This is a genomic window from Actinomadura sp. KC06 (assembly GCF_004348735.1).
Taxonomy (GTDB): domain Bacteria; phylum Actinomycetota; class Actinomycetes; order Streptosporangiales; family Streptosporangiaceae; genus Spirillospora.
The window spans coordinates 1-13,305 of sequence record NZ_SMKT01000199.1 but is presented as its reverse complement, the minus strand read 5'-3'; the positions used below and the strand labels follow the sequence as shown (position 1 = coordinate 13,305).

Below are 13,305 nucleotides of genomic sequence, written 5' to 3'. Positions count from 1 at the left end.
ACTCGACACTCACCGACCCAACACCCGCCGACCCAACACCCGAAGGCCCAATACCCGAAGGCCCAACTCCCGGCGACCCAACGCCCTGTGCTCCTGGGCCCTGCGATTCAGCGGTCGGAGATCCGACAGCTGGAGGTTCTGCGGTTGGAGGTTCGATGCGGGGCGTGTCGGTGGGTGGTGGTTCGGTGGGCATTAGCCGAGCATCCGGCGGGCGATGGCGGTCTGGCGGGCCGCGATTCGTTGGGTCCACTCGTGTTCGGTGATGCGCTGTTGGTCGTAGTGGGGAAGGCGGCGCGGCAGTTCGTCGAATGGCATCACCTCGGCGGTCGGGCCGTCGGCGGGCGTGAGGTCGCGGGTGAGGCGTTGCCAGCGGAACTGCAGGTAGCCGCGGCGATGTCCGGTGCGTTCGATCCAGTTGGTGAGGCCCGGGTCCCGTTCGCTGACCACGTAGCGGATCATGCCGTCTTCGTCCACGCGGGCCTGCTCGGCGGTGAGGCTCGTCTGGTGGTTGATGTAGTCGAGCGAGATGTACCACATGCTGCCGAGCTGGAATCCCTGGTAGGGCGCCACATCGGAGTCGGCGGCCGGAACGGTGATCACCATGACCTCGTCGTCGTCCAGGTCGTAGTGGCCGACGGACGAGAACTGCGTGGCCAGCCCGCCGGGCGTGGGACGCGGCTCCGTCAGCGTGTTGACCGGCAGCTTCAGGTAGTGCCACTCCGGAAAGGCCAGGAAGGTCCGCAGTCTGGCCAGCAGCATTTTGCCCGCGACCTCGAACCGTCTGGCCATCCGATCCGACGGTACGGGCGGCGGCGACGTCCCGAGCGTGTCGGCGCGATGGATGCGGATCTCACCTGGCCGTTCGTTGTCCCAGTCGCTGAACACCTCGCGGACGATCAGCATCGCCGAGCCTGGCGGCAGCGCGACGTACCCGGGCCCTTGGCTCGGCTTCGGAGGGCCGAAGCGGAGCTGGAACGTCCCGTCCTCTGCGATGTCCAACTCGCGGTCGTCGAAGGCGGTGAGGCTGTCGGGCGACCGGCTGGGCGAGTAGTCGCCGTTCATGATCTGAAAGCTCAGATCGGACGTCGTACCGCGCCTCCCGGTGACCACGTACTCGGCGTCATCCCGCAGGTAGGCGTGGAAGTAGAGCGTGTCGGGATTGTCGAGGCCCAGCTTGGCATAAGGGCCGGTGGAGGACGCGAAGTACGGGTGTTCGTGCTGGTATGCGCCCACCATGTGCAAGGACGCCTTGATGCTGCCCGCCAGGTAGTCGAGCCCCTCCGCCAAGTCCTGATCGGACGTGACGTGCGGTGCGCCACGGATGATCCGCTCCGCCTCGACGACCGCTTCAGCGAACGTCTTCGTAACCGAGCCGGCATCACGACCGTCGATGAGGTCGGGGGCGGTTGTGCGTGCTGCTGGGTCGATGGCCACCGGGCACTCCTGGGATCAGGGACGAGATGCGGCGCACGGCCTCGGAAGCGAAACGCTAGAACCCGTTCTATATCGGGTCAATGGCGGTGTCCCGGTCAATGGGAGGTGGTGAACTTCAGGCTCGGCGCGTCGTCCAGGGAGACCGTGTACTCGTACGTCCGGCGGTGGCCCGTTCGTTCGACCCGCCATTGGCCGTCCGCGCCGCGCCGGTACGTGTCGTGATAGAACGCGGCGCCGCGGATGAGCAGCCGATGCTCCGGAATGATGATCATGTCGTCCAGCGACCAGACGCCGGTCGCCCGGTCACCGTCCAGATCGATCTCCGGGCAGCCCGCCGTGTGCGTGGAGATCTTGTCTGGGCCGAGATTCGTCCGCATGTAGTCGATGATCGCGTCTCGCCCGTCCAGCCTGAGGGTCTTGCCGAGCAGCGGGGTGTCGTACTCGGCGACGGCGTCTTCGGTGAACACCTCGGTGAACTCGTCCCACAACTTCAGGTCGACGCACCTCAAGTACCGATACTTCAACCGGCGGATCTCTTCCAGCGCTACCAGGTCCATGCCCCCACCCTGCTAGCCCCCGCCAAATAAGACAAGAACAGGTTCTAACTCGCGCCACCGACCATCGAACCGCGCCCACCCGATCCCGGACAGGACAGCGCACCCGCCACAACGGACGCGACCAGTCCCATGACCTGGTGCTCGTGAACGCCAGGAAACGCGCCCGGCTCCCCGACGACAGTGGCCACCGCGTGCGGAGCCGCCAACATCCCCGACCGTGACCCCATGCACTCTGCGCAACCTCCCCGATCGACGCCACGACTGGACGCTTCAACCGCGCCCCTGCCGTTGCAGGCGCCCAGCCAGTCGGTTGGACGTTCAACGCGCGCCACCGACGCTCGCCGGCGGTAGAGCCCTGGTCAATTCCGCATATACCGGCGCTTCACCTATCGGCGATCACACCTGGCGATCCGCATCCAACTCGCCGGCCGTCTTCCGGATGAAACGTCTCAACGAAGTCGTGTTTCGCACCCTCTCCACCCTCGTCACCTCCTGCGACAGCCCGCTTCCTGGTGCCCTTAGCAAAGCCAAAAAGGTGGGCCGCTAGCGCGCCAACGCCGCAAGCCAAGGGTCTACAAAATCAGCATTTCGGGCATACCGAAAGGTGAAAGCTTAGAAAATATGATAGCCAATGAGGAGGAGAGGGTTAGGAGACGGCACCGTGAAGATCTGCGCGGTCGGATGCGGAAACGTCGGTTTCAACACCTTGAAGGCATTCAATGTCAGAGGACACTACGTCTTCGGTGTCGATACCAGCGAGGCCGCCCTACAAAGAGTCGGTCATTCGTTCGGCGCGCAGGCGGTTATCGATCGGCTGGATGACCTCGGCGGCATGGACATCGTCTTCGTGTGCGTCCCTACTGATCCGGACGAGCTGACCGGGCGCGGACCTCGGAATCATGAAGGAGGTCATCCTCGGCTTCTCTGCTCTGGAGTCCGGCTCGACGTGGCGGCGTGATCCGCCGGTGGTCGTCCAGCGCAGCACGTGTCCGCCGGGCTCGGCGGCGGTGTTCTCGGCAGCGCTTGAGCACACGCCTTATGCCGTCAACCCGAGTTTCCTGTCCAAGGCCACCCAGTGGGAGGACAGCGATCGCCCGCCCAGAATCGCCTACGCAGGACCGAGCGAAGCGATCGAGGTTCTGAGCGAGGCTTACAAAACATTCACCGGCGTACCGACATACATATCTTCCTCATACGAGGCAGTGGAGCTTCTGAAGTACGTTGAAAACTCGATCGACGCCGTCCTCATCAGTCTGTGGAACGAGTACTTGCACCTGTCCGACGAGCTGGGCCTACAGCGCCGGTTCTTTGTCGAACTCGCCAATGAGATAACACGGCGCGACAGGTTTGCCACCACCCTGCGGGTGCCGGGCGGGTCCTTCGGGAAGTGGTGTCTTCCCAAGGATCTCTCGGCGCTTGTCGGAATCTGCGAGGACCTGGGGATCACCGCCCATGTGCTCACCGGCGCCCATCTGACCAATCAGGTGATGAAGGGCTGCGGGGAGAACCCGTCCTCGACGAGTGAATTGCTGGCCATGGCGGCGGGACGCGTCGTGCCGACCACGGCCGCCGTGGACGGGCTGCTGAACGGACGCCATCGCGTCCAGGGGGCCGGCGGATGACGAGAGAGCCCAGCGAGAAGTGGTGGAAAGGTGTATTTCTCGACGCTTCCGCGCAGATTGCAGCAGGCATCCTCATAGCGATCGCATTAGCACTTTCTTCGCATCTGCTCAACAGATTGACCTGGCAGAGCGTGACCTATATGGTCTACGGACTTGCTGGCCTCGCTTTATGCACGGGTGGCATCAAAGCCGTGAAGATCAGAAAAGGTCTTACCCAAAGAGGCCGGCGTTATGAGACGAGCCGAGTCGAGCTCCCTGGCCAAGAGTCGCTCAGTTCTGGTAAGAACGGCCTCGATATTCTTGCGGACGAGTCCATAGGTGCGACAGGGCTGCACATCAGAATACGGGATACCGAACTCAAGGCGTCCCCGCAAGTAGTGTCGAACTTCGTCCACCTGAACACGCGGCGCGAAGCCGCGGGCCTCATGGGGTACTACGACGCGATCCGGTACCTGCCCGTCACGACACCGAGACAACGACGTCCGGACGGCCCTTACGAGATGGACGTCGTCAGAGTCGACTATTCGCTCATCGCTCTCGTAAATGACGCCGCCTCACCCACGAGCGTCCGCGAATCCGTCACACAACGCATCGACAGCCTCTCCGACGTGGACCCGGAAATACGCAGCGAATGGCATGAGGACCGGGTTGGACTGCTGGGAACGCAACTCTGTGTCATCACTTCGGACAAGAAGATCCTGCTCCGGAAGCGAGGAGCCAACGTCCTTTTCGCCCGCAACCGCTGGGACGTCTCCGTGAGCGGCTTCTGCGGCACCGTGGACGTCGACGGCGACTCGACACTGAACCCTTGCCTCACCGCAGAACACGAGACGCTCCGCGAAATCGGCCATGTCCGCGCAGATCCACGCGAACTGCGCCTGACAGGGGTTACCCGCAACAAGAACACGGGGGCGTTCGACATCCTCATGGCCTGGCAGACCGATACGGACTCCAGCGACCTGATGGGCCTGCTGACGGCGAAGTCGGCTCAGGAGAACCAAGTATTCGCAACCGACATCAAGGCGATCGAACGCTATGTCTGGGATTCCAAGAACCTGCTGGTCAGCCTGAACCGAGACGACATCGAGTTCGCCTGGCACAGATGCGACATCGACGTCGCCGATTTTGAACCCCAGTCGCTGCTCTGCCTCGATCTGACTCTCAAGATATTCGCGAATGATCAAGAACAAGGCTTCTTGCGACAAAGAGGAGTGGAAACTTGAGCGCGCTCACCCGAGTATCTCGAAAGGTCGTTTACACCAACCCGTGGCTGACTGTATACGAGGACAGGATAAAACGCAGTGGAAAGCCCGGGATATATGGCATCGTTGAACGTCCCGACGCGGTCGTCATCAGCATGATTTCCAGTGGCGGAAGCCTGCTGATGCTCAACAGTTTCCGCTATCCGACCGGAGAATGGTCGCTCGAGCTTCCGATGGGCGGTATCGATCCCGGCGAGTCGCCGACCGTCGCGGCGCGCCGCGAACTCCACGAAGAGACCGGTCTCTTTTGCCACGACCTCCAGAAACGCGGTTGGTTCTACGCCCTGCCCGGGTTAAGTGATCAGAAGGTTCACGTTTTCTCAGGTTCGTTCCCAGAAGAGGGCTTCTCGGTCGGCGCCGCCGAACAGAGCGAGGAAGACCTCGGCAGCACCACATCGGTCGCCACCGACCGGCTGGGCGAGTTGTACCGGGAGGGGCGGATCACCGACAGCCTGACCCTGTGCGGGTTGCTCATCGCCGGCTTCCGCTTCAGCTGACCGCAGGTTCAGCCGACCGCAGGTTCAGCTGACCGCAGGAGGTCCAGGGTCTCACCCTCGACGCATGATCGGCCATGCCGCCCCTCAGCTCCCCTCGATAACGATCAGCCTGTTCAAGAAGCGGCGGTACGGCGCGACGCCTTCCCGCATCGCCTGGGTTCAGATTCACCCACTTCTCAGGAGCTTTTCCTCTCTTCCGCGGTAGCCCAGAAACATCATTTCTGGCACACGCAGATACCGCGGCTGCGGACCTGCGCTCCCCTGGCTGCGCTGAGGTGCGCCGATCACCCGTCCTGCAACGGCGCATCCAATGTCGACACTGCCAGACGTCCGCCCAGGTGGTGGCCTGGTGACTTAGAGCTTCGGGGTGGGGAGTGTTCTTCTGGCGGCTGGGGCGTGGTCAAGTTTTGGAGCGGTTGATTATGATCTTCCGAGCGACCTAGCAGGGGGAGGGCTCTCGATGGCGGGGATCCCGGGTAGTGAGTTGGAACATCTGCTCAACGAGGCGCGGGCGGCGTTGGGGACGGTGAGCGGGAGCGGCGGTGAGCGTCCCGGCGGTGCGTCCGCCAAGGGGCATGGCGAGGCGGCGGACGGGCTGATCCGGGTGACCGTGTCGGCGGACGGCGAGGTCGAGAGCATCGAGCTGGCGCCGCGGGCGATGCGGATGTCGTCCGAGGAGATCGGCGAGCATGTCGCGGCGGCGGTGAACGGCGCGTTCCAGGAGCTCCGGGCCGATCCGGCGGGGCTGCCCGCCGGCGCGGAGACCGAGGCGCTCGGCGTCCGGGCGCGCGAACTTCAGGACATGAGCATGCGTCAAATGCGACAGATGACTCAGTCGATAGCAGACTTGATGGCTCAGCTCCACGGGGGACGGCGATGACCGACGGCTTCCAGGTATCACCCGATCAGCTCAGCTCGTCCGCCGAGCGTCTCGGCCAGGTCGCGGACGAGTTCAACCAGCAGGTGCAGCAGTTCCAGTCGCAGATCACCGGTTATGGCGAGCCGTGGGGCGGCGACGATATCGGAATGCTCATCGGGCTCGCGCACACCGCCTGTTTCGAGGCGGCGATGGATTGCTTCAAGGAGAACGCCAAGGAGCTGGAGGAGCGCGTCAAGGCGCTCGAAGCGGTGGCGAAGAACTACACCACGATGGAGCAGTCGAACGTCCAAGCGGTGAATTCCGTCAGCAAGGCATTGGGATAGGTGGGTAGGTCATGGGCCTGCAACTGCCCGGCGAGCTCATCAGCCTGCTCGGAATGCTCGGCTACACGTGGCCGGAGGCCGACGAGACGAAGCTGATGGAAATGGGCGGCACGTGGATGTCGTTCGGCGGAACGCTGCAGTCGACGTCGTCCGGCGCGGACTCGGTGGCGCAGGGCGTCTGGACGACCAACAAGGGCGAGGATTTCGAGGCGTTCCAGAAGGACTGGACGAACGACGAGGCCGCGTCCGCGAACATCCGGGACGCCGCGACCGACTGCATGCTGGTCGGCGCCGGGCTGCTGATCGCCGGCGTCGTCGTCCTGGTGCTGAAGATCAACGTGATCGTCCAGCTCATCATCCTCGCCATCCAGATCGCGCAGGCCATCGCCACCGCGGCGGTCACCTTCGGCGCCTCGCTGGCCGAGATCCCGATCTTCAAGATGATCACCGGCGCGATCATCGACCAGCTGCTCGGCATGGCGGTGGAGGCGTTGCTCAATGGGTAGGCGCAACCGGGGCGGAAGCAGCGGCGGCAGGGGAAACCCGGCGGGCGCGAAGGTCATCTCGAAGGTGCTGTCAGAGACCCGGACGTTCCGCAGCCGGAGCGGCCGGACCCGCGAATACGAGCTGATCCACCCGAACAAGTCCCGCGAGGGCGAGCTCTCCAAAAAGTACAACATGAAGGACCGGAAGGACGGCGAAAAAGGCCAGACCGGTCCCAATGTCAGAACCCGCAGGGTCGACCGCGACAGCAACGACATGGCCCGCGCGGTGGACGACGCCCGCCGCCATAACGGCGACGGTTCCGGGCGCAACTACGCCGCGTTCCGCTACATCGACAAGGACGGCAACGAGCGCATCATGGTCGCGCGCAGCGACGGGCGGCACTCGGAGAAGCGCGCGGGCATGGAGATCCTTGAGCGCGGCGGAAAGCTCAAAGAGGTCTATACCGAACGCCAGCCATGCGACATTCCAGGCGCCTGGTGCGAGGAATGGATCCCCAGATACTTCGGGAACAAGCTCGACGTGACCTACAGCTATCCTTATGACAATGACATACCCGGTTCCAAGTCCAGCGCGAACTCGGCGGTCAAGAGATATGCCGGGGGACTCCTGACGTGACCACCCATTTCACAGGCGAGCCTTCCGGGGGACGGGGATGAGCGGCGGATTCCGTGACGCGGCCGACTGGGCGGACCTGATCCACGCCTACGGCGCCGCGACGAACCTGCCGGACATGTTGGAGCAGGTCGGGTCGGACGACCCGGCGGTGGTCGAACGCGCCTTGTACGACTTGTCCGGCACCATCTACCACCAGGGCTGGGTCTATCCGGCGACGGTCCCGGCGGTCGGCGTCCTGTACGAGCTCGTCTCGAACCCGGGCACGCATCACCGTCCGCGCATCCTGGGCCTGCTCTCGGACATCGCCGCGGCCCTCTGGGACCTGGAGGACCACGACGAGGACGAGTACGACGAACCCGACCTCGCGACCGTCCTGGAATGGGCGCGGGCCGCACGCTCCGCCGTCGAAGCAGGCGTCCCGACGCTGATGAGCCTGCTGGACGACGGCGATCCGGCCGTCCGGGCCGCGGCTCCCTTCGTCCTCGCCGACTTCCCGGAGCACGACCCCGACCCGGTGCCGCGCCTCCAGCAGGCCGCCGACGCGGAGGACGACGCGGGCGCCGCCGCGAGCATGATCCTCGCCGTCGCCGACATCTGCACCGATCGGGACGAACCGCCGCTCGACTGGATCCGGGGCCACGGCGGCGACGCGCGACGCGAGGTCCGGGCCGCGGCCGCGGTGGCGCTGCTGTGGTGCGGCGCGGACGACCTGGACGACGACGGCCTGCAGGCCATCACCGCGGAGATCCAGGCGGACGAGTCGGCGCTGGACGGGCAGCTGTGGGTCCTCGACGGCGGCCGCACCGGCTTCCTGACCTCCGCACTCGACCAGTCCCCGGCTCCGCAGATCAGCCTGGCCCGCGACGCGCTCGCCACCGGCACCGCTGACGCTGAGAGGCGCGTCCAGGCCGTCCATCGCGCGGGCCAGATCATGCGCACGTGGCGAGCGGGCCCCGCCGGGCTCCTCCCGCCGCTCGCCCGCCTGCTCGCGGACGACGACGCCGAGGTCGTCAAGGAAGCCGTCTGGGAGATCAAACAGGGCGGCCCGGACATCGCCCTCGTCGCCGACCGCCTCCTCCCCCTCCTCGACACCGACGTCCTGGATCACCCCCGTGACCTGATCGCGGGCAGCGCGCTGGAGGCGCTCGGCCGGGCGGGTGACGCGCGCTGCGTCCCCGCGCTGGCCGCTGACCTGGACGGACCGCGCCTGTCGTTCAACCCCGGCCCGGCGATCGCCGGCATGAAGGAGCACGCCGACGCGCTCCTCGAGCCCGTCCGCGCGTTCCTGGACGAGCCGAAGAAGGGCACCGGCTTCGCGGGCAACCACCTGATGAACGTCCTGACGGGGCTCGCCGAGTGGGGCGACCGTGCGCAACCGCTGCTGCCGGACATGATCTCGTTGCTCGAACGGCGCAAGGCCGTCCCGCATGTCGCTCGGGCGCTCGCCGCCCTGGGCCCGGCCGCCGCGGACGCCGTCCCCGTGCTGCGCCGCTTCCTCGGCCGCAAGCACGGCCCGCAGGCCAGCCAGAACGCGGCATGGGCGATCTGGCAGATCACCGGCGACGGTGAGGAGCCGCTCCGTTTCCTGACCAGCGCGATCCGCGACGGGCTGGACGACGACGACATGGTGCGCCTCTTCGCCCTCGGCTCCGCCGCCCGACCCGCGCTTCCCCTTCTGGACGAGGCCATGCCCGGATCCGCGGCCGTGATCCAGCGCGTGACCGGCGACACCGAGCGGACACTCCCGCGACTTGTGGACGCCGTGGCCGCGACCCCCACCGGGATGCTCGCGGTGCGATGCCTCGGGGAGATCGGCGCGGACGCGTCCGCGGCCGTCCCCGACATCAGGGAGATCGCGGAGAGTCCCCGGGTGCTGGCGGGCGGCGCGAGCACCGACGTCCTCGCCACCGACCGCGCCTACCAGGCCGTGGCCGCCGAGGCGCTGGCGCGGATCACGGGCGAGGGGGGCGATGTCCGATGACGGACGCGACCATGGCGCGCTTCGGTCCAGAGATCATGGCGCGCTTCGGCCCCGAGGGGGTGCGGCGCATCCCGTCCTCCGAACTGCCCGGGGCGGACGCGGGCGGGGTCATGATGCCGGCCGACGCGGCCCGCGCGCTGGCGGATCCGGGGCTGCCCCTCCAGGTCGGCCCTTACTTCACCGCCTCAACGGGCGAACCGCTGGCCCTGGCCGAGTACGCGGCGACCATCGGCTACCCCGACGCCGTCCCCAATGGCGCTCCCGAAACCACACTCGGCCTCCCACCCAACACCGGCCCTGCCGATGGACCAGGCGCGGAACCCGGCACCACGTCCGGCACCGCCGGATGGTGCCGCATCGGCACCGACCAGGGCGCCGAGATCTGCGTGACGGGGGCGGGCGATGTCCAGGCCGTATTCGTCACCGCGACCGCCACGCCGATGGTCGTCAACGGCAGCGTCCCAGCGTTCGTCGGCTCCCTCCTGGCCCTCGACCGGTACCTGCCGCTGCTCGCGTCCCCCGGCGATCGGAACCCCGCCGAGATCTTCCGCGAGCTGCGCCGGTCGCTGCTGGAGATCGACGAACCGGCGCTCGCGGACGACGAGGCATGGTGGCCGCGCGTCCTGGAGCAGATCCGGCACGCGCTGAGCTTCCCGTTCGCCGCCGCCATCGAGTACGAGGAGGCCGGCGGCGGCAAGCACGTCGAAACGGAACAGGCCCGGGTCGGCCTGCCGCACCCCGAGCGCCTCCTCTGGGATCGCCTGGACGCGCGCGGCATCGCACCGGGCCAGGTCACGCGCGTCTACACGGAGCTTGAGCCCTGCTTCCTGCCGGGCAACTACTGCCGGCTGCGGCTCAGCCGTTTCCGCAACGCGGAGTTCACCTACAGCTTCGACTACGGCGCGACGGCGGACGAGCGCGAACGGGGCCTGCTCGAACTCATGCAGCAGGCGGCACAGGAAACCTGACGGAGCGGATCACAGTGTCGACACCGGTCGAGATGAACCAGGCGCCGTCGATCGGCGCGGGCCGGGCGCCGGCGGCCGCGGCCGTCCGGGCGTGGCTCACCGACGTCCTTCGTCCCCGCCTCTGCGTCGTGACCGGCGCGCCCGGCACCGGCAAGAGCCACCTCACCGCCTGGACGGCCCTCGCCGACACCGGCCCGGTCCGCGCCGTGCACGCCATGATCAGCGCGCGGGGCATGACGCCGCACGCGCTGGCATGGGCGCTGGCGGAGCAGCTGTCGGTCGCGGGCGGGTCCCCGGACGTCGTCGTCGCGGGCATCGCGGCGGACCGCCGTCCCGCCACCGTCGTGATCGGCGAGTTGGACGAGGCGGGCCCGGCCTGCGACGGCTCCGCCGCCCCCGCGATCATCACCGGCCTGCTCGACCCGCTGCTGGAGTCGCAGCACGTCAGGCTGCTGGTGGAGGGACGTCCGGAGGTCCTTTCCGCGTTCACCGTCCCGGCCGAGGTCGTCCACCTGGACAATCCGGAGCTGACCGACCGGGAGGCGTTCACGGCATGGCTGCGGCAACAGCATCCGAACACCGTCCACGCTGAGGCCCTGTTCCCCAACGTGGGCCTGGCCGAACTCGCCCTCTCGGCGGAGGCGTCGGAGAACGTCCCGGAACGGTGGCTGGACCGCGTACCGCCCGAGGCCGTCCCCGCGCTGGAGGTCCTCGCCTCCGCGTACGGACTCATCGACGCCGGCCATTGGACGGCGCTGACGGCCGCGCTGACCGGCGACCTTGATCGGGCCCGCGCCTCGGTCAACCTCGCCGCGCCCCTGGTCACGCGCGTGGACGACGGTTTCCAGATCGGTCTGCGTCCGCTCCGGGAAGCGCTCGTACGCCGCCGGACGCCGGAACTCAACGCGCAGATCGAGCACGCGATCGGCGGCGCCCTCTACACGCAGATCCCGAAGGACCCGGCCGGTCGTGCTCCGCTCTGGGCCCAGTGCCCGCCCTACATAACCACGTATCTTCTGCGCCACGCCGCAGTCACCGGAGTGGCCGACCGCCTCATCTCGGACGCCGGACAACTCGTCCACGCCGATCCGCGAGCCGCGACCGCCGTCCTCGAAACCCTGGACGCGGCGCCCCCGTGGCCGGTGTGGCGCGCCGTCGGCCCCGGACTCCTCTCCACCTCCGACCCGGCCGAACGCGCGTCCCTCCTCCGGCTGTCGGCACTGCTTCTCGGGGACGACTCGCTCGCCGCCCAATTCGCGCCGCACGCGTCCACCGCTTGGGAACCCGCCTGGTCCAACACCCGCCCGAAGACTCCACTGGCACCCAAGCCCGACCACAACAAAGTTCCGACCGCCCCCAGCGAACCCTCACCCAACGGCAACACTCCGACCGAACCGCCCAACCACACCGCAGGGCCGACGAACACCAACAACCCCACGTCCACCCTGGCCGAACCCTCGCCCACCCACGGCGGAACCTCGTCCACCCACGCCGAAGCCTCGCCTGCCCACGCCTCGTCCCCCCACGCGGAAACCTCGTCCGCCCACGGAGCGGGTGCCTGGACGGGCCCGGTGTCCGCACTCACCCGCCGTGACAACACACTCCTGGTCGCCGCAGCCGACGGCACCCTTCACACTCTCGACGCCGCCTCCGGAAAGCCCATCGGCCGCATCGCCGGCGGCGTGCCGGAGATCTGGGGCCTTGTCTGGTTCCCGGACGGCACCGTCCTGCATCTGGACGCCCATCGCGCCGTTCGTGCGAGCGCCGTCACCAAGTCCGAGAGCCGCGCCGACCGCATCAGCGGCCTCCTCAACCAGGCGCCCGACGTCGGCCCCGCGCAGGTCGGCGCAGGCACGGTACGCGACACCCTCAAGAAGTGGCACGGCCTGACAGCGCTCGGCACCGCCGGCACCACCCGCCTCATCGCGGGCGACACATCCGGACAAGTGCATGTATGGGAGCCCTCCGCCCCACAACACGTCCGCTCCCACCGCCTGCACGACGGCCCGGTGACCGCCGTGGCCGGCATGCAGGGCGACAGCGGCCGTCTCAGCCTGATCAGCGGCGGCGCGGACGGCACGGTACGCCTCTGGGCGATCGACGAGCCCCCGGTGGACGAACCACTCATTCGCCGCAACACAGGCGTCACCGCCACCACCTTCGCGCGACTCCCGCTCGGCCCCGTCGCCGCCATCGCCTGGACCGACGGCCACATCAGGATCTGGGACCTGCTCACCGGCGACGAACGCGTCATGAACCTGGGCCTGACGGTCAACGCCCTGGCCCTGACCCCCGAAGGCCTCCTAGCCGTCGCCGGCCCGCACGGGACGGCGACGCTCCGCCTTCACCGGATCAGCGACCGCCCCGGATCTTCGACAGCGCCTCAGTGATCGCCTGGTCGAACACCGCCATCTGACGCAGGCCCTCGGTCTGGATCTCCTCGGCCTGCTTGGCGAGCGTCGTCGCGTTCACCGCGTCGCCCGCCGCCTCCGCGGTCTTGCTCCGCAGGTCCTTGAGCGCCGCGTTCACAGCCGTCACCAGATGCCCACCGAGCTCCTCCGGAGTCATCCGCATGGCCCGGGGGTTGATCTCCACGCCCTTGACGCGTCCACCCGCGGCCGCGGTGGCCTTGACCTTCCCCTCGGCCGCCTCCCCGACC

14 protein-coding genes are annotated in these 13,305 nt (G+C 67.5%); 11 read left to right on the top strand and 3 right to left on the bottom strand.

Features of this window, described 5'->3' with window-relative positions:
* Positions 1-192: 192 nt before the first annotated feature.
* Positions 193-1,434, bottom strand: coding sequence for a hypothetical protein (locus E1287_RS37540; RefSeq protein WP_243719707.1), 1,242 nt, complete (start codon positions 1,432-1,434; stop codon positions 193-195).
* A 95-nt stretch (positions 1,435-1,529) separates the two neighbouring features.
* A complete protein-coding gene (locus E1287_RS37535; RefSeq protein WP_131970045.1) occupies positions 1,530-1,991 on the bottom strand; it encodes a nuclear transport factor 2 family protein in 462 nt (153 codons plus the stop codon).
* 661 nt (positions 1,992-2,652) lie between these two features.
* Between E1287_RS37535 and E1287_RS44325 the strand changes: the two genes are divergently transcribed.
* From E1287_RS44325 to E1287_RS46485, 11 genes are all read left to right on the top strand, one after another.
* Positions 2,653-2,949 carry a hypothetical protein gene (locus E1287_RS44325; protein WP_165969399.1) on the top strand — a complete coding sequence of 99 codons (297 nt, stop codon included), beginning with the start codon at positions 2,653-2,655 and terminating at the stop codon, positions 2,947-2,949.
* A complete protein-coding gene (locus E1287_RS37530) occupies positions 2,891-3,613 on the top strand; it encodes a hypothetical protein (RefSeq protein ID WP_131970044.1) in 723 nt (240 codons plus the stop codon). The genes E1287_RS44325 and E1287_RS37530 overlap by 59 nt, the downstream gene beginning before the upstream one ends.
* Positions 3,610-4,836 (top strand): hypothetical protein, encoded by a 1,227-nt coding sequence (locus tag E1287_RS37525; protein ID WP_131970043.1) that lies wholly within the window; start codon positions 3,610-3,612, stop codon positions 4,834-4,836. Before E1287_RS37530 ends, E1287_RS37525 begins: the two co-directional genes overlap by 4 nt.
* On the top strand, positions 4,833-5,372 hold the full coding sequence (locus E1287_RS37520; RefSeq protein WP_131970042.1) for an NUDIX hydrolase: 540 nt from the start codon (positions 4,833-4,835) through the stop codon (positions 5,370-5,372). Before E1287_RS37525 ends, E1287_RS37520 begins: the two co-directional genes overlap by 4 nt.
* 460 nt (positions 5,373-5,832) lie before the next feature.
* Positions 5,833-6,252: a YbaB/EbfC family nucleoid-associated protein gene (locus tag E1287_RS37515; RefSeq protein ID WP_131970041.1), complete on the top strand. Its 420-nt coding sequence runs from the start codon at positions 5,833-5,835 to the stop codon at positions 6,250-6,252.
* On the top strand, positions 6,249-6,575 hold the full coding sequence (locus tag E1287_RS37510; protein WP_131970040.1) for a PE domain-containing protein: 327 nt from the start codon (positions 6,249-6,251) through the stop codon (positions 6,573-6,575). Before E1287_RS37515 ends, E1287_RS37510 begins: the two co-directional genes overlap by 4 nt.
* A gap of 11 nt (positions 6,576-6,586) precedes the next feature.
* On the top strand, positions 6,587-7,081 hold the full coding sequence (locus tag E1287_RS37505; RefSeq protein ID WP_131970039.1) for a hypothetical protein: 495 nt from the start codon (positions 6,587-6,589) through the stop codon (positions 7,079-7,081).
* Positions 7,074-7,697, top strand: coding sequence for a nucleic acid/nucleotide deaminase domain-containing protein (locus E1287_RS37500; RefSeq protein ID WP_131970038.1), 624 nt, complete (start codon positions 7,074-7,076; stop codon positions 7,695-7,697). The genes E1287_RS37505 and E1287_RS37500 overlap by 8 nt, the downstream gene beginning before the upstream one ends.
* Before the next feature lie 37 nt (positions 7,698-7,734).
* Entirely contained in the window at positions 7,735-9,678 is a 1,944-nt protein-coding gene (locus E1287_RS44320) for a hypothetical protein (RefSeq protein WP_165969398.1), read from the top strand.
* On the top strand, positions 9,675-10,646 hold the full coding sequence (locus tag E1287_RS37495; protein WP_165969397.1) for a nucleic acid/nucleotide deaminase domain-containing protein: 972 nt from the start codon (positions 9,675-9,677) through the stop codon (positions 10,644-10,646). The genes E1287_RS44320 and E1287_RS37495 overlap by 4 nt, the downstream gene beginning before the upstream one ends.
* A 14-nt stretch (positions 10,647-10,660) precedes the next feature.
* Positions 10,661-13,036 carry a hypothetical protein gene (locus E1287_RS46485; protein WP_131970036.1) on the top strand — a complete coding sequence of 792 codons (2,376 nt, stop codon included), beginning with the start codon at positions 10,661-10,663 and terminating at the stop codon, positions 13,034-13,036.
* Here E1287_RS46485 and E1287_RS37485 read toward each other — a convergent pair.
* A partial coding sequence (locus E1287_RS37485; RefSeq protein WP_131970035.1) for a YbaB/EbfC family nucleoid-associated protein occupies positions 12,999-13,305 on the bottom strand: 307 nt, incomplete at its 5' end. The genes E1287_RS46485 and E1287_RS37485 overlap by 38 nt on opposite strands.